The organism is Nonomuraea sp. NPDC003804 (genome assembly GCF_040610675.1).
GTDB lineage: Bacteria > Actinomycetota > Actinomycetes > Streptosporangiales > Streptosporangiaceae > Nonomuraea.
The window spans coordinates 387,529-411,578 of the sequence record NZ_JBEXMT010000002.1 but is presented as its reverse complement, the minus strand read 5'-3'; the positions used below and the strand labels follow the sequence as shown (position 1 = coordinate 411,578).

General features: G+C 73.6%; 18 protein-coding genes. 5 read left to right on the top strand and 13 right to left on the bottom strand.

The window, feature by feature from the left end; genetic code table 11:
* The first annotated feature begins 25 nt into the window (after window positions 1-25).
* Together ABZX22_RS04140 and ABZX22_RS04135 are read left to right on the top strand one after the other, a co-directional pair.
* Entirely contained in the window at window positions 26-1,549 is a 1,524-nt protein-coding gene (locus tag ABZX22_RS04140) for an IucA/IucC family protein (protein ID WP_354905926.1), read from the top strand.
* A gap of 23 nt (window positions 1,550-1,572) precedes the next feature.
* On the top strand, window positions 1,573-2,628 hold the full coding sequence (locus ABZX22_RS04135; RefSeq protein WP_354905924.1) for a type III PLP-dependent enzyme: 1,056 nt from the start codon (window positions 1,573-1,575) through the stop codon (window positions 2,626-2,628).
* A gap of 22 nt (window positions 2,629-2,650) precedes the next feature.
* On the opposite strand, the gene ABZX22_RS04130 is transcribed toward ABZX22_RS04135, so the two are convergent.
* From ABZX22_RS04130 to ABZX22_RS04115, 4 genes are all read right to left on the bottom strand, one after another.
* The gene (locus tag ABZX22_RS04130; RefSeq protein ID WP_354905923.1) at window positions 2,651-5,956 is read right to left on the bottom strand and encodes an ATP-dependent DNA helicase; all 3,306 of its coding nucleotides are present in this window, start codon (window positions 5,954-5,956) and stop codon (window positions 2,651-2,653) included.
* A complete protein-coding gene (locus tag ABZX22_RS04125) occupies window positions 5,950-9,798 on the bottom strand; it encodes a UvrD-helicase domain-containing protein (protein WP_354905922.1) in 3,849 nt (1,282 codons plus the stop codon). Before ABZX22_RS04125 ends, ABZX22_RS04130 begins: the two co-directional genes overlap by 7 nt.
* Window positions 9,799-10,040: 242 nt before the next feature.
* Window positions 10,041-11,651, bottom strand: a complete 1,611-nt coding sequence (locus ABZX22_RS04120) for a DUF885 domain-containing protein (protein ID WP_354905920.1) — start codon at window positions 11,649-11,651, stop codon at window positions 10,041-10,043.
* A 43-nt stretch (window positions 11,652-11,694) separates the two neighbouring features.
* Entirely contained in the window at window positions 11,695-12,888 is a 1,194-nt protein-coding gene (locus tag ABZX22_RS04115) for an MFS transporter (RefSeq protein WP_354905919.1), read from the bottom strand.
* Window positions 12,889-12,977: 89 nt separating this feature from the next.
* Here ABZX22_RS04115 and ABZX22_RS04110 point away from each other — a divergent pair, with 89 nt between their 5' ends.
* Complete coding sequence (locus ABZX22_RS04110) at window positions 12,978-13,517, top strand: ABATE domain-containing protein (RefSeq protein WP_354905918.1); 540 nt, start codon at window positions 12,978-12,980, stop codon at window positions 13,515-13,517.
* A gap of 118 nt (window positions 13,518-13,635) precedes the next feature.
* On the opposite strand, the gene ABZX22_RS04105 is transcribed toward ABZX22_RS04110, so the two are convergent.
* Both ABZX22_RS04105 and ABZX22_RS04100 read right to left on the bottom strand, forming a co-directional pair.
* On the bottom strand, window positions 13,636-13,788 hold the full coding sequence (locus ABZX22_RS04105; RefSeq protein WP_354905916.1) for a hypothetical protein: 153 nt from the start codon (window positions 13,786-13,788) through the stop codon (window positions 13,636-13,638).
* A 221-nt stretch (window positions 13,789-14,009) separates the two neighbouring features.
* Complete coding sequence (locus ABZX22_RS04100; protein ID WP_354905915.1) at window positions 14,010-14,621, bottom strand: YdeI/OmpD-associated family protein; 612 nt, start codon at window positions 14,619-14,621, stop codon at window positions 14,010-14,012.
* Between the two features lie 168 nt (window positions 14,622-14,789).
* Here ABZX22_RS04100 and ABZX22_RS04095 point away from each other — a divergent pair, with 168 nt between their 5' ends.
* Window positions 14,790-15,779: a hypothetical protein gene (locus tag ABZX22_RS04095; RefSeq protein WP_354905914.1), complete on the top strand. Its 990-nt coding sequence runs from the start codon at window positions 14,790-14,792 to the stop codon at window positions 15,777-15,779.
* Complete coding sequence (locus tag ABZX22_RS04090) at window positions 15,773-16,138, top strand: GntR family transcriptional regulator (protein ID WP_354905913.1); 366 nt, start codon at window positions 15,773-15,775, stop codon at window positions 16,136-16,138. The genes ABZX22_RS04095 and ABZX22_RS04090 overlap by 7 nt, the downstream gene beginning before the upstream one ends.
* A gap of 86 nt (window positions 16,139-16,224) precedes the next feature.
* Here the strand turns inward: ABZX22_RS04090 and ABZX22_RS04085 are convergent, their stop codons facing one another.
* The 7 genes from ABZX22_RS04085 to ABZX22_RS04055 form a co-directional block, all read right to left on the bottom strand.
* Complete coding sequence (locus tag ABZX22_RS04085; protein WP_354905912.1) at window positions 16,225-19,077, bottom strand: CDP-glycerol glycerophosphotransferase family protein; 2,853 nt, start codon at window positions 19,075-19,077, stop codon at window positions 16,225-16,227.
* Between the two features lie 89 nt (window positions 19,078-19,166).
* Complete coding sequence (locus ABZX22_RS04080) at window positions 19,167-19,487, bottom strand: MGMT family protein (RefSeq protein ID WP_354905911.1); 321 nt, start codon at window positions 19,485-19,487, stop codon at window positions 19,167-19,169.
* Window positions 19,481-19,816 carry a hypothetical protein gene (locus tag ABZX22_RS04075; RefSeq protein ID WP_354905909.1) on the bottom strand — a complete coding sequence of 112 codons (336 nt, stop codon included), beginning with the start codon at window positions 19,814-19,816 and terminating at the stop codon, window positions 19,481-19,483. The genes ABZX22_RS04080 and ABZX22_RS04075 overlap by 7 nt, the downstream gene beginning before the upstream one ends.
* Before the next feature lie 72 nt (window positions 19,817-19,888).
* The gene (locus ABZX22_RS04070; protein WP_354905907.1) at window positions 19,889-21,055 is read right to left on the bottom strand and encodes a S8 family serine peptidase; all 1,167 of its coding nucleotides are present in this window, start codon (window positions 21,053-21,055) and stop codon (window positions 19,889-19,891) included.
* Complete coding sequence (locus ABZX22_RS04065; protein WP_354905906.1) at window positions 21,049-21,870, bottom strand: hypothetical protein; 822 nt, start codon at window positions 21,868-21,870, stop codon at window positions 21,049-21,051. The genes ABZX22_RS04070 and ABZX22_RS04065 overlap by 7 nt, the downstream gene beginning before the upstream one ends.
* A gap of 207 nt (window positions 21,871-22,077) precedes the next feature.
* Entirely contained in the window at window positions 22,078-23,280 is a 1,203-nt protein-coding gene (locus ABZX22_RS04060) for a S8 family serine peptidase (RefSeq protein ID WP_354905904.1), read from the bottom strand.
* Entirely contained in the window at window positions 23,274-23,993 is a 720-nt protein-coding gene (locus tag ABZX22_RS04055; RefSeq protein WP_354905903.1) for a hypothetical protein, read from the bottom strand. The genes ABZX22_RS04060 and ABZX22_RS04055 overlap by 7 nt, the downstream gene beginning before the upstream one ends.
* Between the last annotated feature and the right edge of the window lie 57 nt (window positions 23,994-24,050).

Here is a 24,050-nt window from a genome sequence, read left to right as displayed (position 1 = left end):
AGTCCCTCCTGAGGAGTGCTTGATCATGGAAGGCCTGGTCCTCGACCCGCCCGCGGCGATCGCCGAGCAGGCCACGCTGGCGGCGCTGCTGCGCTGCTGCGTGCGGGAGGTGGCGGGGCCGCGAGGGCACGTGTGGCCCGCTTCGCCGTACCTGCTGCTGACGGTGGCCGACACGCTCATCAGGGCGCGCGCGGGCGGCGGCGCCGCCCTGCGGTTCGAGGGGCCGGTGGAGCGCCTGGAGTTCGGCGCGTGGGTGCCGCTGACCGCCGACGAGCTGGTCCGGCTGGCCGAGGCCGAGCTCGACGGGCACAACCCCGAGTTCGCCGCGCAGGTGGCGGCCAGCAGGGACGCGCTGGCGGCGATCCTGCGGGCCCGCGCCGCCGCGCCGCCGCCGAACGACCCCTGGCTGGCCTCGGAGCAGGCGCTGGTGCTCGGGCACCCGTTCCATCCCTCGCCGAAGGCACGAGCGGGCGACGACTGGCTGAGGTACGCCCCTGAAGCCCACGCCGCCTTCCCGCTGCGGCTGCTGGGCGTGCGCGAGGACGTGCTGGCGGAGGAGGGCGACGCCGCCGCCCTCGACCTGGCCGGGGTCGCGCCGCCCGGCTACGCGCTGCTGCCCGCGCACCCGTGGCAGCTCGACCTGATCGGGCCCGCGTTCGACGACCGGCTGATCGACCTCGGTCCCGGCCCGCTCGTCGCCCCGACCTCCTCGGTCCGCACGGTGTACGACCCGGTGAGCGGCACCTGCCTGAAGTTCAGCCTGGACGTGCGGATCACCAACTGCGTCAGGAAGAACGCCTGGTACGAGCTGTCGGGCGCGGTCGCGCTGACCGAGCGGCTGGCCCCGGTCTTCGCCGAGCTGTCCGCGAAGTACCCCGGCACGCGGTGGCTGCCCGAGCCCGGCTACCGCTCGGCGGCCCTCGGCGGCAGGCTGCTGGAAGGGCTGGGGGTGATCGTGCGGGCCGGCCCGTGGTCGGTGTGCTCGCCGGGCCTGACCCCCGTGCTGGCGGGGGCGCTGGCCTGCGCGGCGCCGCCGGCCGACCCGGTCTCCTGGTGGGCCGCCTACGTGCGCGTCGTCGCGCTGCCGGTGCTCGACGCGTTCTTCACCCACGGCGTCGTCCTCGAACCCCACCTGCAGAACGTCCTCGTCTGCCTCGACCCCGCCGGCCGTCCCGTCGAGGTGATCTTCCGCGACCTGGAGGGCACGAAGCTCGTCGGGCACGACCTGGCCGGCATGCACCCGCGGGTGGCCCAGGCCCTCACCTACGACGCCGCGCGCGGCTGGGCCCGGGTGGTCTACTGCCTGATGGTCAACCACCTCACCGAGATCGCCGCCACGCTGGCCACGACGGACGCCGGGCTGCGCCAGCTGTGGGCGGTGGCCAGGGACGTCCTCGCCGGGTACGGCGACGCGGCGGGCCGGCCGCTGCCGCTGTCGGACCTGCTGGCGGGCGCCCCGCTGCCCGCCAAGGCCAACCTGACCGTCAGGTGGGCCCGCGGCGCCGACAGGAGCGCCGGGTACGTGCCGATCGGGAACCCCTTCGCATGATCGACTTCCGTGATCGACTTCGCATGATCGACGAGATCGCTCCGACGCTGGACGCCCCCGCCTTCGTCTACGACCTGGCGGGGCTCGACGCGCACGCCGCCGCCGTACGGGCCGCCCTCCCCGGGGTCGAGCTGTACTACGCGGTCAAGGCCAACCCGGACCCCGCGCTGCTGCGGGTGCTCGCCCCCCACGTCGACGGCTTCGAGGTGTCGTCGGCGGGCGAGCACGCGCACGTCGGCGCCGTCCTGCCGAAGGCGCGGCTGGCGCTGGGCGGGCCCGGCAAGACGGACGCCGAGCTGCGCCTGCCCGCGCACCGGGTGCACGTCGAGTCGCCCTTCGAGCTGCGGCGGCTGGTCGCGGCGGGCGTGCCCGCCGACGTGCTGCTGCGGCTGAACCTGCGGGTGGAGACCACCGGCGCGGCGCTGACCATGAGCGGGCCGTTCGGCATGGACGCCGACGGGCTGGCCGCCTGCCTGCCGCTGTTCACCGACACGGTACGGCTGCGCGGCGTCCACGCCCACCTGGCCAGCGGCCTGGACGCCCCCGCGCTGCTGGATCTGGCGGCGGCCGTCCTGGCGCGGCACGACGAGGAGGTCAACGTGGGCGGCGGCATGGCCGTCTCCTACACCTCGCCCTCCGCCCGCTTCGACTGGGCCGCCTACGGGGCCGGGCTGGCCGCGCTGCGCCGCCCCGGGCAGGTGGTGCGGATCGAGCCGGGGCGGGCGCTGACCGTCTACTGCGGGTCCTACGTGACCAGGGTGATCGACGTACGGCGGGTGCACGGGGAGGTGTTCGCGATCGTGCACGGCGGCACCCACCACCTGCGGACACCCGCGACGAAGGGGCACTCGCAGCCGTTCACCGTGCTGCCGACGGGATCGGGGCCCGGCGTGGCGGACACGCCGGTGACGATCGTCGGGCAGCTGTGCACGCCGAAGGACGTGCTGGCCAGTGGGGTGCGGACGTCGATCAGGGTGGGCGACACGGTGGTGTTCGCGATGGCGGGGGCCTACGCGTGGAACATCTCCCACCACGACTTCCTGATGCATCCGAAGCCCGGATTCCACTACCTCACCTGACCCGCCCGGGAAGCCGGGCGGGTCAGCGGCGCAGCGGGACCGACTCGATCAGCGCGACCAGGCCGTCGGCGTCCAGCAGGTCGACGGGGCGGACGGTCCTGTTGAAGCGCACGTAGTGGAAGGCGGCGCCCACCCGCTCCAGCGGCACCCCGGCCAGGTGCGACCACGCCAGCCGGTAGGCGGCCAGCTGCACGGCCGCGCCGCGGGCCGCCTTGCCGGAGGGCGGGCGGCCCGTCTTCCAGTCGACCACCTCGTAGGAGCCGTCGTCCCGCTCGAAGACGGCGTCCATGCGGCCGCGCACCAGCCGGTCGGCGATCATGGTCTCGAACGGGACCTCCAGGTCGAGCGGCTCCCTGCCCGCCCACTCGCTCTCCTCGAAGCGTTCCTGCAGCTCCGCCAGCCGGGCGTCGATCTCCTCCGGCTCGTCGTAGGCGCCGGGCAGCTCGAAGTCGTCGATCAGCCGCTGCTGCCCCCACCTGGACTCCAGCCACTTGTGGAAGGAGGTGCCGCGGCGGGCCAGCGGAGCCGGCTGGGTGGGGACGGGCCGGCGGATCCTGCGGGCCAGCGCGCGCGGGTCGGTGGCGAGCGTGACCAGCGAGGAGACGGTCAGCCTGGCGGGCAGCTCCACCACGGTCCGCGTGCGGCGCCCGCCGGAGGCCCGCTCCCTGAGCAGCAGGTCGGTGTCGCGCGCCCAGGCCCGCAGCCGCTCCGCGTCGCCCTCGCCGATCTCCTCCGCGCTCTCCGCGCCCTCCGCGCCTTCCGTGTCGGGCTCGTCGTCGTGCCCGGCCGTCTCCCCCAGGTCGGGCGGCTCCATCAGCGCCCGCAGCACCAGGTCGGCGCCCTCCTCGATGGCCTGCCGGCGGACGCCGCCGGGAGCGAGCGGCCAGGTGGCCTCCGCGGGCTCGGCGAGCAGCGGGTTGGTGGCCCCCTCCGCCGGCTCCGGCGCCCAGCAGGCGACCCTGCCGCAGGTGTCCCTGATCTCCAGCAGGAAGTCGGACGGCTCCAGCGGCTTGGACGCGGTCCCCCACCGGTACCCGGAGGCGATGAGGTGGTAGTGGGCGCGGGTGACCGCCACGTAGGCCAGGCGGCGCTCCTCCATCAGGTCACGGTCGCGGCAGCGCTCGTCGAAGGCGTCCAGCTCGTCCCTGGTGAGCCCGGCCAGCCTGGGCAGGTCGGCGACGTCGCCGCGCAGCGGGTAGGGCAGCTTGCGCGGATTGTCGGTCCAGCGGCTGTTGGTGACCGGGGTCGAGGGGAAGATGCTGCCCTTGGTGATGCCGGTCCTGCCCACCAGCTGCGACAGCCCCGGCACGACGACGATCGGCCACTCCAGGCCCTTCGAGGCGTGGACGGTCATCAGCTTCACGCTGTTGCTCTCGCCGACCCTGCCGGCCTCCAAGCCGAACTCCTCGCTCTCTGCCGCCTCCAGGTAGGCCAGGAAGGCGCCGAGCGTCGGGTCCTCGGCGTCGCCCGCGAAACGGGAGGCGGCGTCGAGGAAGGCGTCCAGATCCGCGCGGGCCGCGACGGCGCCTGCCGTACCGGCTCGGGCCGCCACCTCGATGTCGAGGCCCATGCGGCGCTCGGCCTCGGTGATCAGGTCGGGCAGCGGCTGGTGCGTGTGCGCGCGCAGGTGGCGCAGCTCCTGGGCGAGCGCCACCATCCTGGTCCTGGCCAGCGGCGAGAACGCCTCCAGCCACTCCGGCCGGTCCGGCAGCTCGTCCAGCGCGTCGACCAGGCTGCCGCGCTCCTCGGCGAGGTCCGCGACGGCCTGGTCCAGCGGATCGGCCACGCGCTCGGTGCCCTCGCGCAGCTCACGGTTCAGCTCCCTGGCGAACTCGCCGAGCTGCCGCAGGTCCGCCGGGCCGATCCGCCAGCGCGGGCCCGCCAGCAGCCGGGCCAGCGCGTCGCCCGCGCCCGCGTCGTACAGCACCCTCAGCGTGGCCACGAGGTCGCTGACCTCCGGCACGGTCAGCAGCCCGCCGAGACCCACCACCTCGACCGGGATGTCGCGCTCCTCGAGCGCCCGGCGCAGCACGGGGAACTGCGACCGCTTGCGCGCCAGCACCGCGATGTCCTGGGGCTGGACGGCCGGCGTCTTCTTGCGCTCCCCGCCGCCCCACGGCAGGCCGTCGGGCGCCACCTCATGGCCGAGCGCCTGCCTGACCTGCTCGGCCACCCACCGCGCCTCGTCCTCGGCGGTCTCGTGGAAGGCGCACGTCACGCGGCCCCTGTCGACCCGGTTCGGCCCCGGCACGAGCACCGGCACCTCGCGGGCCTCCATGCGCAGCGGCAGCTGGACGCGCGCGGCCACGTCGAGGACCCGGTCGCCGTTGCGGAAGCTGACGCTCAGCTGCCTGACCGGCGCCGGGTCGCCCTTGTCCGTCGGGAAGTCGGCGACGAAGCGCCGCAGGTTGCCCGACGAGGCGCCGCGCCAGCCGTAGATGGACTGGCAGGGGTCGCCGACGGCGGTGACCGGGTGGCCGGTGCCGTACAGGCTCCTGAGCAGGACGAGCTGGGCGTGACTGGTGTCCTGGTACTCGTCGAGCAGCACCACCGAGTAGCGGGCACGCTCGACGCGGCCCACGTCGGGATGGTTGGCGGCGATGCGGGCCGCCAGCGACATCTGGTCGCCGTAGTCGATCACCTCGCGGGCCCGCTTGAGCCGCTCGTAGGCCTCCACCAGGGGAAGCAACTGCTCGCGGGCGTCGTGCACGCCGATCGGCCGGCGCTGGCGGACGGTGGTCGCCTCGCCCCGCCGCTCGCGCAGCCACTCGCCCACCCTCCTGACGTCCACGCTCGAACGCAGGTGCTCCGACATCTCACCCGCCAGCTCCAGCACGGCGGCCGTGACCGAGGGCGGGCCCAGCTCGATCCGGTCCATCGGCCCGTCGTACATCGCGACCACCCGCGAGGCCAGCTGCCACGAGACGGCGGGCGTGACCAGGCGCATCGTCGGTTCGAGCGCCTCGCGGACGGCGTGGTCGGTGACCAGGCGGGCGGCGTAGGCGTGATAGGTCGAGACGGTCGGCTCGTTGTCGAGCACCTGCGCCGGCACCAGCCCCGCCTCGGCCAGGCCGTTCAGGCGCTCCCGCACGCGGTGGGCCAGCTCGGCGGCGGCCTTGCGGGTGAAGGTGAGACCGAGGACGCGCTCGGGTTTGACCAGGCCGTTGGCCACCAGCCAGACGACCCGGCCCGCCATGGTCTCGCTCTTGCCCGAGCCCGCTCCTGCCATGACGACCATGGGTTCGAGCGGCGCCTCGATGACCGCGGCCTGCTCCGGCGTGGGCGGCAGGATGCCGAGCTTGTCCGCCAGCTCGACGGGGCTCAGCACACCTGCCCCCCGCTGTCGTTGACCGGGCAGCTCCCCTTGGCCGCGCACGTGCGGCAGCCGTCGTTGACCTTCGCCTGGAAGAACGGGCCCGACATGCCGAGGGCGACCGTGTCGACCATGTCCCTGGCCCAGTTGTCGTCCCTGTCGAGCGGGGCCTGCGCCTGCTCCTTGGCCTCCTTGCCGGCGGCCTTGCCGACCTGCACCAGCGCGGCGCCGCCCGGCTCGGCCAGGCCGTGCCGCTTGAACGCGTCGAGCAGCACCGCCAGCTGGTAGACGCCGAGCTGAGGATGCCGGTCGAGCTCCTCGGGCCGCGGCTTCGAACTGCCGGTCTTGAGGTCGATGATGAACGCCCTGCCCTGCTCGTCCATCTCCACCCGGTCGACCCGGCCCTTGATCTGCACGCCCTCCGACACCATCGCCACGAACGACTCCTCCGTGGCGACGACGGTCCTGCCGTTGCGGCGCTGCCACTCCATGAACTTGGCGATCATCTGCTCGGCGACCCTGCGCTGCTTGCGGTTGAACCAGACGCCGCCGAAGTCGAGCTCGGTCCAGATGTCGTCGAGCCGCTTGCCCAACAGCTCCTCGCCGGCCAGATCCTCGGTGGCCAGAACGGCCAGCGCGTGGACGACCGTGCCGAGACCCTGCGCCGAACTCGTGCCCGCCGCGCCCACCGCCGTCTCCAGCAGCCAGCGCAGCCCGCACTTGGTGAAACTCTCCACGGCCGAAGGCGAGATGCGCACGATGCCGTCCGGCCAGCTCAGCGGGCGATCGTCGGACAGCGGGGTGAGCGCGTACCACTCGCTGGGATGCGCGCCCTGCACACCCTGCCTGGCCAGGCGCGCCAGATGCCGCGCCGCCTGCGTGCGCATGCGCTCCGGCTGCGCGGCGTCGGTGACCACACTGCGCAGGTCGGCGACGAGCGCGGCCAGGTTCAGCCACCTGGCGTGGTCGTCGACCGTCGCCTCCTCCACCGCGCCCGGCATCAGCTCCGACAGGAACCTCGACGGACGCTCGTCGGCGTCCTCGCCGCCGATCGCGGTGACGACCAGCTTCTCCCGCGCCCTGGTGGCCGCCACGTAGAACAGGCGCCGCTCCTCGGCCAGCTGCCTGGCGGCCAGCGCGGCGACGGTCGCGTCCGTGGAGTCGAGCGGCGCGCCCTCGGCCAGCTCGACCAGCTCATCGATGCCCAGCAGCGAGCCCTTGAGCCTGATGTCGGGCCACACCCCCTCCTGGACGCCCGCCACGACGACCAGGTCCCACTCCAGGCCCTTGGACCGGTGGGCGGTGAGCACCCTGACCGCGTCGCCGTCCGGGGCCCGCTCGGCGAGCGTGTCGCCGGGGATCTCCTGGGAGGACAGATCCTCCAGGAACACCTCAGGGCCCGCCTTCGGCATCCGGTCAACGAACCTGGCGGCGTAGTCGAAGAGGGCGACCACGGCGTCCAGGTCCCTGTCGGCCTGCGCTCCCCTGGCGCCGCCCGCGAGGCTGAGGTCGGTCCACCGCTCGGCCAGGCCGCTGGCCTGCCACACCGCCCAGATCACGTCCTCCGCCGTGCCCCCGGCCTGTACGGCGTCGCGGGCGGTCTGGATGAGCTTGGCCACGCGTTCGGCGGGATGGGCGATGTGCGGCTCGATCCTGACCAGCTCTCTGACGTCCCTGAGGGCGGCGATGAGCAGCTCGCCCGACGACCGCGGCGGCCCGGACCGGTCCCGGGGCGCGACCTTCCCGGCGTCTTCGGGCGTGTCGGAGCGGGCAGACGCATCAGCGGGTCCGGCGGGCGCGTCGGGACCGGCGGGCGCGTCAGCGGGTCCGGCGGAGGGGCGCGCTTTCCCGGGAGCGGTCAGCCCGGCACCGCCACCCGGACCGGTCGGCTCGGCACCACCCGGACCGGTCGTCCCGGCCGGACCGGACACCCCGGCGCGGTCGGACACCTCGGCGCGGTCGGGTCGGCCGGTCGGCTCGGTGTGGGAGACGGGCTGGACCTGATCGGCCACCTCGGCCGGCCCGCCGTCGCCCGTGAGACCGCTGCTCATTGGTCCGCTCGCGCCCGTGAGACCGCTGCTCCCCGTCGGTCCACTCGCGCCCGTGATGCCGCTGACCCCGGTCATGCCGCCGGCCCCAGTCACGCCGCCGGCCCCAGTCACGCCGCCGACCCCAGTCATGCCGCCGGCCCCGGTCGGGCCGCTGACGCCGACTGGGCCGGAGTCGCCGGGGGCGAGTGGGGCGCCGTCGACGGGGACCTCGTCGACGGCGGGCAGGAGGTGGGTGATCTCGTTCTCGGCGATCTTGAGGGCGCGCCTGAGCCGGCGGACGCCGAGCATGTCGGTGCCTCCCAACGGCCCGGTCAGCAGTTCCTCGGCCGCCGCCTCGTCGAGCGCGCGCGGGTCGAGGACGACGCGGAGCGTGGTGAGCAGCGGACGGACGCCGGGCTCCTGCGCCAGCGGCACCTCGTCGCCCGCCACCATCGTCGGCACACCGGCGCTCACCAGCGCGCGCCTGAGCAGCGGCACCTGCCGGGTGGCCGACCGCACCAGCACCGCCATCCGATGCCACGGCATCCCGTCGATGAGGTGGGCCCGGCGGAGCGTGTCGGCGACCACCGCCGCCTCCTGGCTGACGCTGTCGGCCAGGAGCACCCGGACCTGCCCGGGGTCGACGTCCTCGGGCGCGACCAGGTCCCGGTGACCGCGCGCTTGCCGCCGGTCGGGCCGCTCCCACGCCTTCCCGGCCTCCCCCGGACGCGCCCCGGCCACCGGGGGGACACGAGCGTCCGAGGCGACGGAAGGCCGCCCGCCGGACGCCGCCGAGTAGCCGACGCTGGGAGCGGGAGCGGCGGGCAGGCGGGCGGCGACGCGGCGCGAGGCGGCCAGCAGGTCGGTGCCGCTGCGGCGCGAGACGTGGAGCGCCACCACGGGCGCGGGACGCCCCGCACGGTCGCGGAAGCGTTCGGGGAAGCGCAGGATCCCCTGGACGTCCGCCCCGCGGAAGCCGTAGATCGACTGGTCGGGGTCGCCGACGGCGACGAGGTCGCGCCCGTCGCCCGCCAGCTGGCGCAGCAGGTGCTCCTGCGCGGGATCGGTGTCCTGGTACTCGTCGACGAATACCGCGTCGTACGCCGAGCGCTCGCGGTGCCGTACCGAGGGGTCGGCGAGCAGCGCGGCGGCGGCTCTGACCAGTTCGGCGTAGTCGAGCGACAGCTCGGGGTCGAGGTCGAACCGTTCCTGGTAGCGCTGGGAGAAGCGGCCCGCGGCCGCCCAGTCCGCCCTGCCGTACTGCCGGCCCAGCTCCACCAGGCGCGCCGCGTCGAGGCCGCGCTCGCCCGCGCGGGCCAGGAAGTCGCGTAGCTCCTCGGCGAAGCCGCGCGTCTTGAGCGCCTCGCGCAGCGACTCGGGCCACAGGCGGGCGCCGTCCTCGAGCTCGCCGTGGAGCAGGCGGCGGATCTCCAGCAGCTGTTCGGGACCGGTGAGCAGGCGCGGCGGCTCCCTGCCCTCGAGGACGGCCTCCCTGCGCAGCAGCGCGTAGGCGTAGCTGTGGAAGGTGAGCGCGAGCGGGGTCCTGGTGGTGCGGCGCATGCGGCTGGTCACCCGCTGGCGCAGTTCCTCGGCCGCCTTGCGGCTGAAGGTGAGGATGAGGACGCGTTCGGGGTCGACGCCGCGCCGCTCGACGCGGTCGACGACGGCCTCGACGATCGTGGTGGTCTTGCCGGTGCCGGGGCCCGCGAGGACCAGCAGCGGGCCGCCTGGGTGCTCGACCACGGCGCGCTGGTCACGGTCGAGCGCAGGGGCCGCACCAGGACCACTGCCTCGTCGCCGCACCAACCGCCAGGTCTGAGAACTCACAGCACTAGATTCCACCAGACCACAGGGACAGATCGTGCCGACTTGCCCGGTCTCCCTGCGCGATCCGCCCACCGTACCGGGAGAAATCGCCGCGCCCGTTTTCCGACACGCCCGCTTTCCCGCCGATCTGTACGGCACGCAGGGCTCCATCGGCACTGGTCGAGCCGGCGCCACGCGTCCGGCCAGGCCGGTCCCCCGCCGGACACGAGGGACCGCGCCCGTTCCCCTCCGTTTCCCCTACGTCAGATCTCGCGGAGTGCGGCGCTGAGGTTGCCCAGGCCGATCGGGCCCAGGTTGAGGGCGGCGGTGTGCCACTGCTTCAGGTCGAAGCCCGGCTTGCGGGCGGCCTCGGCACGCGCCTCCAGCCACGCCCGCTCGCCCAGCTTGTAGCTGATCGCCTGCGCGGGCCAGCCGAAGTACCTGACGATCTCGGCGTGGACGCTGTGCGGCAGCGCGCGGCCACGGTCACGCAGCGTCTCGCAGGCCTTCTCGAAGCTCCACCGGGAGCCGTCGGGCAGCGGCAGGTCCAGGTGGACGCCGATGTCGATCACGACGCGCGCGGCCCTGAGGGCCGATTCGGCCAGCATGCCCATGCGGGTGCCCGGCTCGGTGTGCCAGCCCAGCTCGTCGGCCAGCCGCTCGGCGTACAGCGCCCAGCCCTCGCCGTGCCCGCTGACCCAGGAGAACTTCGAGAAGCGCGACATCCGGTCACCCGCCACGGCGACCGCGCCGATCTGCAGGTGGTGTCCGGGGACGCCCTCATGGAAGACGACCGACAGCTCGTTCCACGTGGCGAACCGCTCCCGCCCGCCCACCGGCCACCAGGTGCGGCCGGGGCGCGTCAGGTCCTCGCTCGGCCCCGTGTAGTACGGCGCGCCGGCCGTCGAGCCGGGCAGCAGCTTCACGTCGACCGTGCGCAGCGGCTCGACGATGTCGAAGTGGGTGCCGTGCAGCGCCTCGACGGCGAAGTCGTGCCTGTCCCTGAGCCAGGCGTGGAAGGCCTCGGCGCCCTCGACGTACTGCGTCTCGTTGAGGTGCGCGATCGCCTCGTCGACGCTCGCGCCGGGCAGGATGGCGTGGGCCTCCTCGGCCATCTCCTCTTCGATCCTGCGCAGTTCGGCCCAGCCCCACTCGTAGGCGTCGAGCGGGTCGATGTCGGCGCCGAGGTTCTGCCGGGCGGCGACGGCGTAGCGCTCGGGGCCGACGCCGTCGTGCTCGGCGGCCCGTGGCGCGTACTCCCGCAGGAGGTAGCGGGCCGCGTCCGCGTAGCCCTGGTGTGCCTGGGCGGCGGCCTTGGCCAGCTCGCCGGCCAGGCGACCGTCGCCGTAGGCGGCGACCAGGTCGTCGTGCGTGCCCGCGTACTGCTCGGCCTGGGCCGCGCCCTCCACCGCCTGCCGTCGTGCCGCCACCAGTCCCCTGCGCAGACCTTCGTCGAGCGAGGCCCGCCAGCTCGCCAGCATCTCCGGCACCGCGGCCAGGTGCGCGGCCACCGCGCGCCACTTGTCGTCGTCGCCGGTGGACAGCAGGTCAACGCTGTCCCGCACCGAGGAGAGCATGCCGAAGGGGCTGCGCAGGTCGCGGTACTGCTCGCCGGTCTCGAACCACGCGGCCTGCGCCTGCAGGCGTTCGCGCAGGTGGTCGGCGGCGCGGCGGTCGTCGGCCGAGGTGGGCCTGAGGGTGTCGAGCTCGGCCAGCGTGGACCTGGTCAGCTCGTGCCTGGCGGTGTGTCCCTCGGGGCTGTAGTCGGTGGCCACGGCGAAGTCGCCGGTGATTCCGAGGTAGAGGGCGTCGATGGGGTCGAGCCGGGCCGCTCTGGTGACGTATTCATCGCAAAGCCGGAAAATGGGGGTCATTTCGGCAACCGTACCGACTGGCCCCCTGGTGGGCATGTTCTTTTCAGGCCGCCGGCGCCTCGGCCGCCGCCATCCGCCTCGGGGAGCCGGGAATGAGCGGTACGGCCAGGAGCGGCGCCAGGGCCGCGAGTGCCCAGACGACGGTCCACGACGACGTCGCGGCCAGCACGACCGGGATCAGGACGGGAGTGAGGAAGCCGGCGGCGAAGAGCGTGGTGCCCTCCAGGCCGAGGGCCGCGCCCTCGCGTCCCGGACCCGCCATGACGGCGATCTCGGTGTAGGCGACGCCGTGCCACGCGTTGGCCAGCAACCCGCCCAGCGCGAGGGCGGCGACGGTCAGCGGGGTGGGCGCGTGGGTGAGGACGGCGGCGCCCGCCATGACCACCGCGATGAGCACGCCGATCCCCTTGATCATGGTACGGCGGTCGCCGCCGCGGTCGCTGAGCCGTCCCGTCCACACCCGGGCCGCGCCCCCACCGAGCTGCGCGATCAGCACGACCAGGCCGGCCAGCGCCACGCCCTCGCCCTTGACGTCGTGCAGGAAGATCGCGGAGAAGGCCAGCACGGCGAACTGCGGCACCGTCAGCAGCCCGCCGGCCAGCGCGAAACGCCAGACGTCCCAGCGGCGAAGCGGGGAGGCGGACCGCTCGCGCACGACGGCGGCGACCTCGGCGGCGGGCAGCCAGCGCCACGTGGCGGCCGCGGTGAGCGCGAAGAACCCGGCCAGCACGCCGTAGACCAGCGCGAAGCCGTGGGCCTCGGCCAGCCACGGCAGCAGGGCGACCCCGACCGCGCCGCCGACGGGGATCGCCGTCTGCCGCACGCTCATGGCGAAGCCGCGTTGCCCGTCGGCGAACCAGGTCATGACCGCCCGTCCCGAGGAGCCGTTGACGCTGCCGCCCAGCGCCCCCGCGGCCACCATGCAGGCGGCCAGCGCCGCCACGGAGCGGAGGGGGACCAGCGCCATCACCGTCATGAGCGCCCCCGTCGAGAGGAGGCCGGTGAGCAAGATCCGGCGGTCACCGTACCTGTCGGTCAGCAGTCCCCACCCGATCTCGGAGATCGCCACGCCGAGCCCCAGGCCGCCCAGAACCAGTCCGAGCCGGCCGGTCGAGAGGTGGTAGTCGGCGCGCATCGTGACCCCCGTGACCGGCAGCCCGGAGAACATCGCCGAGAAGCTCGCCTGCGCGGCGACGCCCAGCGACAGGACGATCCATCGGTGGTTGGGTCCTGGCACGATCAACTCCCCTGTAATAACCGGCAAAGGCGGTTATCTGACCGTGGCAGGCCACAAACTAACCTGTCAAGTCGGTTACTATGGCGTTCGTGGAGTTCACCTTCGTCAGCGGGAACCTGGGCCTCGACCTCGCCGGGACGGTCGGCCACCGGCGCAACGAGCGCGTCGACCTGCTGAGCACGCCCGCCGACCTGGCCCGGTGGACGGTCGCCGCCGGGCTGCTGGACGCCCCGCCCGCCGCGGACGCGGACGACCTGGCGCGGGCCTGGGCACTGCGCGAGGCGATCTACCGGCTGGCTTCGGCCGTACGGCTCGGCGCCGGGTTCGAGCCCGCCGACCTCGACCTGGTCAACCAGGCCGCCGGGGGGCGACTCCCGGACGTGCGGCTGCTCCCGTCCGGGGGCGTGGCGCGCGCGGGAGACGTGGCCGCCGCCCTCGCCGCCGCCGCCAGGGCGGCGATCGACCTGCTCGGCGGGGCCCAGGCGGCGAGCGTCAGGGAGTGCGAGGCCGCCCCCTGCACCCGGCTGTACGTGGACACCTCGCACCGGCGCACGCGGCGGTGGTGCGACATGCGCGGATGCGGCAACCGGGCCAAGGCCGCCGCCTTCCGCGCGCGAGCCTCCGGCTGATCGAGCCATGCGCGGTCGTCGCCGGGTCAGGCGGGCGGCGGCACGACCGTGGGCACGCCCGTCTCACCACCGCAAGGCGCGCGGCGTCCTGCTGACCGGCATGCGGCTGCCGCGGGCCTCAACGGACGACGAAACCGCGCCAGACGACGCGACGCCTGTTCTCCACGGGCCACTCGCCGGCGCGGACCCCGGAGTGGACGAGCGCGATCAGCGCGGCGCCCATGCCGCCGACGACCAGCACGCCCACGAGCAGCATCAGGATGTGTCCCATGTTCACGACGAGCCCCGATCTAATTGAAACTTAAACTAGATGCCTCCAACCCGCGGAACGCCCGGCGCATTCCCTGTTGCGCCGGGCGGCGGCAGGCCGGCACCCGCCGGTCGCCGCACGCTCTTCACCCGAGCCGTTTCCCGCATGCCACGTCAGGCGCATCACCGCGCGACCGGCCGCCCGCCGTGGCCCGGTCGCCCGGTCGCCCGGTCGCCCGGTGATCAGTCGCTCGCCGACAGCTGACTGCCGGGCCCCAGCAGGCCGGCGATCGCCTTCCCCAGGCGAACGGCCCGCCCGGCCTGCGTCCTGGCCTTGAGCAGCGGGAGGATCAGCAGGTACCGGCCGGTCTTGTCGAGCGCCTCGAACCGGGCGGCGGCCTCCGGTTGCGCCGCCAGCGCCTCGGCCAGGTCGGGCGGGACGGTGACGTCGCGCTGCGCGGTGTACGCCGCCTCCCAGCGGCCGTCCGCCCGGGCCGTGGCGACCTCCGCGAGACCGGGCGGACGCATGCGCCCCGCGGCGGTCAACCGCTCCACGTGCTCGACGTTCACCCGCGACCAGGGGCTGCCCTTCCTGCGGCGCGAGTACCGCTGCAGGTAGACGTGCTCGTCACAGGACTTGCGCCGGCTGTCGATCCAGCCGTAGCACAGCGCGACCTCCAGCGCCTGCGCGATCGTGACCGAGGCGACGGGCGACCCCTTCTTGGCGATCTTCAGCCAGACCCCGCCACCGGCGTCGTGATGCTCGGCCAGCCACGTCTCCCACCCTGCGGCGTCCGCGAAGAGCATCGCCCGCTCGGGGTCGCCGGCGCTGCTGGTGATGGGTGCTCGCGACATGGGTGGGCCCTTTCCCTCGATCCGTGACAGGTCCCATCCTCCGCCGCAAAGTGCTCACCGAATGAGCACTTTGTCGGGGAAGTTGACGCCCCGAGTCCGCACCGGTCCGTTCCGCTTGCCGAACTGTTAGCAGTGTTATAGTCAAAAACAAACACTTGGAGGTGGCCGGTGTCCCCATCCACGGACTTCGCCGCGCGGCGGCGTCCTCGCCGCCTGATCCTGACGGTGCTCGGTCCACTGCTGGTGTTCATCGTCCCCGTACTCCTCGTCGGTCTGCTCGGCGAGCGCCTGCCCGATCGGGTCACGGTCAACCACTGGAGCTTCGACACCAGGATCGAGTTCACCTGGCGGGACTGGTCCGCGCAGCCGGTCTTCGGCGTGATGGTGTGGATGGAGGCGTTGCTCGTCATCACGTTCCTGCGTTACTGGCGGGTGCCCGTGGTGCAGCGCCTCCTGGTGGCGATCGGCTTCGTGGTCGGTCTCACGATCCCCGTGGCCTTCATGACCTGGTCGCTGGGGCTGGTCGACGTCCTCGGGGACGCGGCGCCGCCGGGCCGGCCCGTGACGGTCGAGATCGCGGGGACCCTGGGGGCCTTCGCGCTCGGATGGATGGCGGCGGGCCCGTCGCCGGCGCACCCCGAGGCCAGGAGCGCCCCGCCCCCGCACGTGAACGCCATGGCGATCGGCCCGTGGCAGCGGGTGATGTTCGTGACCTCCGCCTGGTCGGTCCGCAGCCTGCTGATCGGCGCTCTGCTGGCGGCCGCGGCCGTGTGGGTGGCCGTCCAGGCGTACACCGGGTGGCTCGGCGTGGCCCTGCTGGCGTTGTGGATGGTGGTGGAGACGGCGCAGGCGCGTACCCGTCTGCAGATCGACGGCTCCGGTGTCACGATGACGTTGCCCTGGCTGCGGCTGCGCCGCACCGTCCCGTGGGCGCGGATACGCTTTGCCGAGGCCAGGCCCGAGGCCCCCGCCGGCCGCTACAAGCTGGACGACCGGGAGCATGGCTGGGGGGCCGTCAGCGGTAGAGGGCCGGTGCTGGTGCTCTCGCTCGCCGACGACCGTTCGTTCGTGTACTCCACCCCGGAGGCGGACACGGCGGCCGCGCTGGTCAACGGCTGGCTCACCAGGCAACGACGCGGAGAGACGGGCTCATGCTGATCACGGTGGATTTCTCGTCGGCCCAGCCGCTGGCGGACCAGGTGGCGGGCGCCGTACGCGCGGCGCTGGCCGGCGGTACGGCGGGGCCCGGAGACCGGTTGCCCTCAGCGCGCAACGTGGCCGCCACCCTCGGCATCAACCTGCACACCGTCCTGCGGGGCTATCAGCAGCTACGCGACGAGGGCCTGGTTGAACTGCGGCGCGGCCGTACGGCCGTCATCTCCGGTACGGCGGACCAACTGCGGCTGCGCCTCGCGGCGGCGGCCGAGGAATTCGCGAAGGCCGCCCGGCAGGCGGGGGCCTCTGACGAGGAGGCGCTCGCCGCGGCCCGGCAGGCGCTCCACAACCTGCGGGACTGACGCCGCCGTCGCGCATCCGCGATGTCACACGGTGGAGGAACGCGCGAAGGGCCCGGGCGCGTGCCCAAGGCCCTTCCGCGAGAACCCTACGAGAACAGGTGGTCGACGACGCGGGCCGTGGCCTTGCCGTCGTCGCGGGGGGCGTACGTGGCCCTGAACGCCTCGTACCGGTCAGCGTGCGCCGCCGCCACCGTGTCGATCGACCGCAGCGCCTCCACCACCTCGGCCGACCGCGACAGCACCGGTCCGGGTGCCTGCTCGGCGAGGTCCAGGTACAGCCCGCGCTTCGCCGCGTACTTGTCCAGGTCGTAGGCGAGGAACACGATCGGCCGCCCGGTGGCCACGAAGTCGAACATCGACGAGGAGTAGTCCGTGACCAGCACGTCCGCCACCAGCAGCAGGTCGGACATGTCGGGGTAGGTGGTGACGTCGTGGGCGACGTCCGCGGGCACGACCGGCATGGCCTGCATCGGGTGCGCCCTCACCAGGAGTTCGTGGTCGGCTCCGAGTTCGGCCCTGGCCAGCGACAGGTCCAGCTTGATGGCGCTGTTCTTCCTGTCGTAGTCGCGCCAGGTGGGCGCGTACAGCACGACCTTCTTGCCCTCGGCCAGGCCGAGGCGCCGCCGTATGGCCGCCGCGAGAACCTCCCTGTCGGGTGAGGTGAGGACGTCGTTGCGCGGCAGCCCGCTCTCCAGCACCTCACCCTTGTAGCCGAACGCCTCCCGCAGGACGGGCGTGGCCCACGGCGACTGCGACAGCAGCACGTCCCAGCCGCGGACCTCGGCGGCCTGCCGGTGCCAGACGGGCGGGCGCGGGTCGCGCGACATGTGGGGCAGGTCGTTGCCGATGCGCTTGGCCGGCGTGCCGTGCCAGGTCTGCAGGACCACCTGGTCCTCGCGCGCCCTGAACCAGGCGGGCAGGAAGGCGTTGGTCACGATGTGTCGGGAACGTGCCAGCGCGGCGTGATGCTCCCTGCTGCCCGCGCGGACGACGGTGGCGGGGCCGGGCGGGACGAAGGCGCCGTCCTTGACGATCCAGATGTGCTCGCGGTCGTCGCCGCGGCGCAGCCGCTCCTCGTAGATGGCGCGGACGCTGTCGGCGTAGTGGCGGCCGTCGTTGACGACGTAGACGGTCGCCTCCTGGATCGGCTCGCCGCGCTGGGCCGGGTAGAACACGCGGCGCAGCACGTGGGTGCCTGCCACGCCCTTCTCGTCGGCCGGCCGGGTCTCCTCGGCCATCAGCACGGGCACGTCGAAGCGGGTGGAGACGAACCGGTAGCCGCGTCCGGAGAAGGAGTGCCACGTCTCGTCGAGGGTGGGCAGCGCGCCGTGGGCCATGCGCGCGGGGACGATCTCGCCCGTGGGGTGGCGCACGGACAGGTTCCAGGTGCCGGAGGGCATCGGGATCCGCTCGCCGAACCGCTCCGTCTCCGACGGCGTCAGCCGTACCGTGAACTGGTGGCCCGTGCGGGTCATGTCCGCGTGGAACATCAGCCCCGAGCGGTGCCGCATGGACAGGCGGCGGGGCCCTTCGGCGTCCGGGTACTCGCCGCGCAGTTCGAGGACGGGTCCGTCCCAGGTGGCGGAGGTGATGACGGGCCTGATCCGGTGTGCGGAGACGACGACGCGGTCGCGGCGGTCGCCGAGCACAGTGATCTCCCTGTCGCCGACGGTGGCCCTGGTCTCCTCCAGGGAGTCGCCGAGCATGACCGAGGCCGCCGGGTCGCCCTTGGGCTCGACCCACAGCCGCCGGCCGTCCTTCTCCTGCAGCAGAGCCGGTACGGCCAGCGCCACGGTGACGTTGGTGCCGCCCTCGACGGGGTGGAACTCGGCCGCCATGCGGTGGCCGCCCAGCCTGGCGTGGCCCTTGGTGCAGGTGCGTCCGGGCAGGAAGACGGTCAGTTCGAGACGCTCGCCGTCGAGCCGGACCCCGGTCAGCTCGGCCCGGTTCGGCTGGAGCACGACCTGGAGCGCCCGGTCGGAGGTCCACACGGGACGCACCCACCAGCGCGGCTTGACGCGCAGCCCGGCGGGCCGTTCGGTCCTGCCGAGCGAGGCGCCGCGCAGCAGGCCGGTGGCCCGCGCGCCGCGCGACCAGAAGACGATCTCGGCCCGCCAGGTGGTGGTGTCCTGGACGGCGGGCCGGTGGCGCATCTTGCGCCGCACCGCCGACACGACGGCACGCAGCGAGGCGCGCCAGCGCAGCGGCCACGGGCTGAGGGTGGCGGTGAAGCCGGACCAGTCGTAGTTGCAGCCCGGCTCGCGCGCGGCGTGGGTGGCCTCGGGGGCGAGCGTGCGGCGGGTGCGCATGCGGACGGGCGGCAGCCAGCGGGGACCGCGCAGCACGACGGTGGCCCGGTTGAAGCGGCGGCTGCGCACGGACAGGCCGGCCAGGTAGGCGTAGCCGTCGACGCGCAGCCGGCCGTTCTCCCAGACGATGTCGTCGATCTGGGTGACCGGCACCAGGTCGGAGCGGCGCAGGCGGTAGAGGTCGGCGGGCAGCTCGTCGGCGAACGGCAGGTCGGCGTACCAGCGCAGGCCCCTGCGGATGCGCTTGGACGGCTCGGCGGCGGCCGTGACGACCTTGGTGAGGGTGTCGCCGTCGATCAGCTCCTCGTCGGGACGGTGCTCGACGAGGTGGTAGGCGAGGCGGCGCTCGACGGGCAGTGCGCGCTTGACCTCGGCGTCGACCTCGGCCAGGTAGGGCTTGAACAGGTTGACCAGCTCGCGCCTGCGGGCGGCGCCGCGCTTGACGGCCTGGTCGAAGCGCGGCCCGAGCGAGCCGCTGAGCACCGCGGCGTCGAACGCGCGTCGTTCGGTGGCCGGCAGGCCTCCTGCCCGGACGGTCCGCATGATCGCGTCGAGCGGCTCCCCCCGGTCACAGAGGTCCTGGACAACCTTCAGGCGCTCGGCGACGACATCGCCGGTTGGGGTGGCCATGAAGGGCACCGCCTTTCGGACCCGGGAACGGTGGGCAGTCCCTCGCTATGGTAATGCGCGTCACATACCGTAAATCCGCAAAAAGGGTGTCATGCCAGGTCAGTTGGTTCCTGAAAGTCCTCTGTAGGCAGCCATCGGGCATCGCGCATGTCCACGCGTTCGCCACGCAGCGGCGTGCCCTCCTCCCGCCAGTGCGGCAGTGCCCGGTCGACCAGGCCGGATGCGGCGGTTCCGTCGGCGTGCACGACGCGCCACCACGGCACGCCGCCGCCCCACGTCGACATCACGGTGCCCACCTGCCGCGGCCCGCCCTCACCGAGATACTCGGCGATGTCGCCGTAGGACATGACCTGGCCGGGCGGGATGCGTTCGACGAGGTCGAGCACCCGCTCGCCGTACGGTGTCACCACGCGGCGGGCCCTGCGGCGAGGATCTCGTCGAGTTTGCCGATGGCGTCACCGTCGACCTCGATGACGCCGTCACGCAGGTAGTAGTGCTCGCCGTCCTCGCCGCGCAGCCGGCCGCCGAGGACCGCGGCCAGCCGGACGAGCTGGGCGACGTCCCAGTCGGAGGCGGGCGTGCCGACGACGCGGTCACGCCAGCGCGCGACGGGGTGGTGCTCGTTCCCGGCCAGGATCTCCCCGGGTTCGCGCAGCGAGAACCCGGCGGGCGCTATCGCTCTCGCGAGCTCGGCGAAGGCGAGCGGAGACTCACGCTCCACGTGCAGCTCGTAGCTCATGAGGCGGGAGCATACTCATGATCCCCACAGGTCCTGGGGCACCTTGCGAAATCTATGACAGAAAAGCCCGTTTCATCGTCCTTTGTTGCGCTGGCTCAGCAGCATGACGGCGCCGCCGAAGGCGATGAGCCCGATCACCACGCCCGAGCCGAACAGCCACATCCGCCACGGGCTCGGCCCCGGCGGGGAGGGCAGCGGCGCCTTCTTCCCCGCGCCGAAATGCTTGTCGTCGGGCACGGGCACGCCGCGCTGCCGGCCGGACAGCTCTCCCGCCCGGTCGAGCGCCGCGGCCGCGTCGACCACGCCGAAACCCACCTTGTCGTCGTAGCCGGCGGACGGCCGGGCGCGGGCGCTGCTGGTGATGGCCTGCGTGACCGTGCTGGGCGGCAGGTTCGGGTACCGCGACTTGACCAGCGCGGCGACCCCCGCCACCAGGGCCGCGGCCACGCTGGTGCCCTTGCCGGAGCCGAGCGCGCCGTTCTTCCTGAGCACGGGCACGTCCACGCCCGGCGCCGCGATCATGACGGAGGCGTTGTCGCTGCTGAAGGCGGCCCGCCTGCCCTGCCGGTCGACCGCCGACACGCCGATCACACCCGGGTAGCCGGCCGGGAAGGTCCAGTACGAGGTGCTGTTGGCCCTGGCGTAGGCGGTCTCGCCGTCGTTGCCGACGGCGGCGACGAGCACCACGCCCCTGTCCAGGGCGTAGGCGACGGCCTCGCGCTCGGACCTCTGCACGCCGTACGTGCCGATCGACATGCTGATGACCTTGGCGCCGTGGTCGACGGAGTAACGGATCGCCCTGGCCAGCGGGCTCTCCCTGCTCATCAGCAGATCCTCCTGGGGCGGGACGACGTCGCCGCCCAGCGTCTCGTCCACGGTGATCGGGACCGACAGGATCCGGGCCCGAGGGGCGACCCCGATGAAGCCGCCCCTGTCCCCTGAGGCGGCGATCAGCCCCGCCATCGCGGTGCCGTGCTCGCCGGGGACGGCCGCTGTCGTTTCCAGCGTCGGCGACGACATGTCGGGGGCGACGGTGACCTTGCCCTTGAGGCCGGTCGTGCCGGGCGCGACGGCGCTGTCGATCACCGCCACGGTGACGCCCGCGCCCTTGCTCACCGGCCAGGCCTGCTCGGCGTTGATCGCGGTCAGCACCCAGCGCTGCTGCTCGCGCTCGGGGGGCGCCGCTGTGCCGTACAGGACCAGGATGGCCGCGAGCAGCGACCGCACGACCGTCAGCACGCGTTCCCCTGGGTGCAGCGCGGAACCTTGGGCGGTTCGGCGAGGAAGTAGGCGATCTGGCCGCTCACGGACTTGGCCGCGGACCACAGCTCGCTGTGCAGGATCTCCTCGGCGGGGATGGCGGCGCGGGTGCGGCCGTCGGCGTAGCCGGCGGCGGAGAAGACGATGTACGGCCCCGCGCCCACCCAGCCGTTGCGCTGGCGCTGGTCGAGCCCGAACCGCTCGGCCACGGTGCCGGGGAAGGCGACGGGCAGCACGCCCACGCGGTCGTCGATCGTCAGTTCCTCGGTCGCCGCCGCCCTCGACTCCTCGTCCCGCAGCACCGCGACGCCCACGGTGAAGACGAACATGGCGCTCTGGTCGACGTAGGTGGCGCGCAGCACGGTCAGGCAGCCGTGCTCTTCGAGCACCCTGGCCACGGCCCTGTCGGTCGCCGTCGAGCACCCGGCCTCGGGCGCGATGCCGACCCTTCTGGCGTACTGCTGGGCCTGGTCGAGCCCCTGGTAGGCGACCTCCTCGGGGAAGACTCCCGTGGCAGGCCACGCCTGCCAGCGCCGGGCGACCTCCTCCTGCTTGTAACGGGTCTGCTCGGCGGCGGTCAGCGGGCGCGACCTGGACTCGGCGAACAGGCCCGTGGTGCCGAGCAGGACCACCACGGCGGACAACGTCACGATCGCGCCCAGCAGGCCGAGGAACATCGTGCGGAACCTGACGCCGCGGGCCAGCGCCGCGAGCTCGGCCCGGTCCTTCGCCGCCTGCCCGTCCCTGCGGCCGGTGGCCGAGGGCCACGAGCGCACGCGGGAGCGCCGGGTCACAGAGGCGCCGAGCGGCGATCCGCTCCGCGCCGGCTGTCCCGATCGAGGTAGCCCGGACACGGGCCGCCTGCGTGCCCTCCCTGACGTGTCCCCCACCGCTCCTCACTCATTCTTGGTTCTCGCCCAGGAGAAACGTGAGCTCACCCTGGCGGTGACGGCCCCTTTTGTGCGTTTCTCATAGGTAATTCGTCCCCCTACGGGCGCGGATCATGCCTCTTGGTGATGGTCTGCCCTGCGCGTCCGCTTGACCAGTGCGGCCATCACCAGCACGGCGGCGAGCGCCACCACCGCCGCGGCCGCCGCGATGGAACCGAAGACCACGATCCGGCGATGATCCCGGTGGATCACCTGGACGGGCGCGGCGGCCCTGCCGAGCGGCCGGTCCGGATCGTAGGCGTCCTTCCCCCGGGCCGTGTGCGTGTGCCCGGCCAGCCTGCCCGCCTCGGCGAGCGCTCCGGCCGCGTCGACCACGCCGAAGCCCGTGCCCGTGTCGTAGCCCCCGGACGGGCGCCTGGACGCGCTCAGCGTCATGGCCTGCGACACCAGGGCCGGCGACATCCGCGGATACCTGGCCTTGATCAGCGCGGCGACACCCGAGACCAGGGCGCTGGCCTGCGAGGTGCCCTTGCCCACCCAGTACTCGTTGCCCGGCCCCGCGCCCAGGATGTCGACGCCGGGCGCGGCCAGCAGCACCGAGGGGTTCCAGTTGGAGAACGACGCCCGGCGCAGCCCGCGGTCGGTCGCCGCCACCGAGACCACCCCGGGGAAGGCCGCAGGGTAGGAGTAGGGGGCGTACCCGCTGGCCTCGGGCTTGCGCGCGCCCTCGTTGCCCGCCGCCGCCACCAGCACGACGCCCTTGGAGATCGCGTAGCGGATCGCTTCGCGCTCCTGCTGGGTGGCGAGTTCCTTGGAGATCGACATGTTGACCACCTGCGCGCCCTGGTCGACGGCGTAGCGGATGCCCTTGGCCACCACGTCCTCGTAGCGCTTGGCGGTGTTGAACTCGCCGAACCCCGGCTCCTCGTCCTCGAGGATCACCCTGACCGACAGGATCCTGGCGCGCGGGGCGACGCCGATGACGCCGTCGCCGTTGCCCTGCCCGTGGCCGTGCCCCGCGATGAGGGAGGCCATGTAGGTGCCGTGCAGCCGCAGCGGCTGCACGTTCGGAGGGTTGGCGCCCTTGGTGAAGTCGGCGCCGACCGTCACCGAACCGGCCAGGTCGTGGTGGGCGGGATCGACCCCCGAGTCGAGGACGGCCACCAGCACGCCCGCGCCCTTGCTGGTCCGCCACGCCTCCGGCAGCCGCAGCGTGTCGATCACCTGCCGCTGGCTGTCTCGCACGCTGTCGGCGTGCGCGGCCGGCGCCACCAGCAGGGCCAGCGCCACGGCGACGCCCAGCCGCCTCAGCATCGCCACCCCTTGGCCCCGCACTGCGGCACCCGCGGCGTGCTCAGCTCGGCGAGCACGCGCTCGCCGAGGTCGGCGGCGAAGGCGAACACGGCGGGCCGCTGCTCGCCGACGGCTCGCGCGGGCCTGCCGTCCACCTGGCCCGCGGTCGTCAGCACGAGGTAGGGGCCGGCCTGCCGTACGGAGCCTGCCTGGCGTCCCTGCGCGGTGAACCGGTCGGTCACGGTTCCCTCGAACGCCACGGGCCGCAGCCCCGGCACCGGCCGCCCCGAGATGGGAAAGACCTTCTTGGCCCGTACGGCACGCAGCTCGTCGGGCAGCGCGACCACGCCCACGGTCACCACGACGCCCTGCAGCGCGTCGAGGTAGGTGGCCCTGAGCACGCCCCTGCATCCGGCCTTGCGCAGCGCGGCGGCCGCCTTCGCGTCGACCGCGCCGGCGCAGCCGGTCGAGCGGGCGATGCCCACGCGGCGCGCTCGCTCCTGGCCGCCCTGCTCGGCGATGTAGGGCAGGGTGGCCGGGAAGATCTTGCCTGCCGGCCAGCTGTGCCACCGTTCGGCGACCTCGCGTTTGGCGGCGTTCTCGAGTTCGGCCTGCGTGGGCCCTCTGGTGAGCTCCGCGCCGGACGCGCTCGCCGCGACGCCCGCGGTGATTGCGCAGATCAGCGCCAACGCGGACGTCACGACCAGCGACGGCCATGCTCGTCGGTTGCTCACAACTCGACCTTAATGCGGAGCGCCCGGCGACATCCCCTCAACCCTGTCATACGCGTC

What these genes read in the sequence shown, in the direction of transcription:
- ABZX22_RS04140 (WP_354905926.1), top strand. Translation starts at nt 26, where the DNA reads ATGGAAGGCCTGGTCCTCGACCCGCCCGCGGCGATCGCCGAGCAGGCC.
- ABZX22_RS04105 (WP_354905916.1), bottom strand. Translation starts at nt 13,788, where the DNA reads ATGGGACACATCCTGATGCTGCTCGTGGGCGTGCTGGTCGTCGGCGGC.
- ABZX22_RS04100 (WP_354905915.1), bottom strand. Translation starts at nt 14,621, where the DNA reads ATGTCGCGAGCACCCATCACCAGCAGCGCCGGCGACCCCGAGCGGGCG.
- ABZX22_RS04135 (WP_354905924.1), top strand. Translation starts at nt 1,573, where the DNA reads ATGATCGACGAGATCGCTCCGACGCTGGACGCCCCCGCCTTCGTCTAC.
- ABZX22_RS04075 (WP_354905909.1), bottom strand. Translation starts at nt 19,816, where the DNA reads ATGAGCTACGAGCTGCACGTGGAGCGTGAGTCTCCGCTCGCCTTCGCC.
- ABZX22_RS04120 (WP_354905920.1), bottom strand. Translation starts at nt 11,651, where the DNA reads ATGACCCCCATTTTCCGGCTTTGCGATGAATACGTCACCAGAGCGGCC.
- ABZX22_RS04060 (WP_354905904.1), bottom strand. Translation starts at nt 23,280, where the DNA reads ATGCTGAGGCGGCTGGGCGTCGCCGTGGCGCTGGCCCTGCTGGTGGCG.
- ABZX22_RS04090 (WP_354905913.1), top strand. Translation starts at nt 15,773, where the DNA reads ATGCTGATCACGGTGGATTTCTCGTCGGCCCAGCCGCTGGCGGACCAG.
- ABZX22_RS04085 (WP_354905912.1), bottom strand. Translation starts at nt 19,077, where the DNA reads ATGGCCACCCCAACCGGCGATGTCGTCGCCGAGCGCCTGAAGGTTGTC.